This is a genomic window from Sphingomonas sp. Leaf62 (assembly GCF_001421915.1).
GTDB lineage: Bacteria > Pseudomonadota > Alphaproteobacteria > Sphingomonadales > Sphingomonadaceae > Sphingomonas.
The window spans coordinates 44413-45607 of record NZ_LMLN01000031.1; the positions used below are offsets into that span (position 1 = coordinate 44413).

Consider the following 1195-nt stretch of genomic DNA (forward strand, 5'->3'; position numbering starts at 1 on the left):
GCTCAAAGGCCTGACTGCGTCATGTGGAGAGCGGTTCGCGTTAGACTGACAGCACCAGCAGCTCCTAGATGTGATCGCCGATCCTACCGACGAACGGGTGCCGGCCGATGCACGGTTCTGCCTGGAGATGCTGGCGGCGCAGCTGCGCATCGTGAAAGAGCAGATCCTTGAGAACGATCGCCGCATCCTGGCGAGCGCACGCGAGACTGAGCTTGGCCGCCGGCTGATGGAGATACCTGGCGTGGGCCCGCTGCTCGCCAGCGCCATCGTCGCCACCGTTCCTGACCCGGCGATCTTCCGCTCGGGCCGAAATCTAGCGGCTTGGATCGGGTTGGTGCCGCGGCAGAACTCGAGCGCCGGCAAGGAGCGGCTCGGCGGCATCACCAAGGCCGGGCACCAATATCTACGTCAGATGCTTATCGTCGGCGCGATGGCGGTGTTGCGCTACGCCGAACGCAACGGCGCCAAGCGGCCGTGGCTCGTACAGCTGCTCGCTCGGCGCAAGACCAAGATTGCCGCCGTAGCGCTCGCCAACAAGAACGCCCGCATGATCTGGGCGATGATGGCCAGCGGCGAACGATATCGCGAGCCGCAGACCGTGTAACAGGATACGGCGCGAGCGACCGCGCCTGACGAGGTTGGAAAGGGCGATCAGGAGCTAATGCAACAAGCCGGTTGAACCGCCGGATCGGGAAAACCCACAATGACCCAAGCGCATCAAGCGCGTGTAAGTGATCGGGACCCGAGACGCGCGAATGGCATTACGGCCAGCGGCGCAATGTGCCGCACCAACAGGTCGGACACATGGCCGCACCAACCAGCATTGCAACGCGACTGTTCAAGCTTGCCAACGGAGGGCCGTCCACACATGGGTCTTGATCCAAGGGGATGAGCAATCGGTCGCCTTGAAAAGCAGACGGTAGTCGAGAAACGAAAGGCGGGGCTAGCCGGCTGCTCTTTCACCGCTAATAAGGAAAGCATGTTGTTCACCGCTGCCCTCCTGATCGCGGCCGTTCCTGGCCAATCCGCTTCCAATTCGGGACCCGACGACCGGTGTGCGAAGGCCCTGCAGGTTGCGGCAAAGGAAAGCCGGGCTGCCTCCGATGCCCTCGCAGCAGATTCACGGTACACAGAGACCCACAACGGCAGCTTTTCACCAAGCATGATGAGCGATTTTATCAGCTGGTACGACAAA

Annotated in this window: 2 protein-coding genes; both read left to right on the forward strand. The window is 62.1% G+C overall.

What is annotated here, in order from left to right:
* The first annotated feature begins 70 nt into the window (after window positions 1-70).
* Window positions 71-604: an IS110 family transposase gene (locus tag ASE91_RS18245; RefSeq protein WP_200911288.1), complete on the forward strand. Its 534-nt coding sequence runs from the start codon at window positions 71-73 to the stop codon at window positions 602-604.
* 375 nt (window positions 605-979) lie between these two features.
* Window positions 980-1195 (forward strand): hypothetical protein (locus ASE91_RS20810; RefSeq protein ID WP_235530565.1); only part of this gene is annotated, 216 nt, incomplete at its 3' end.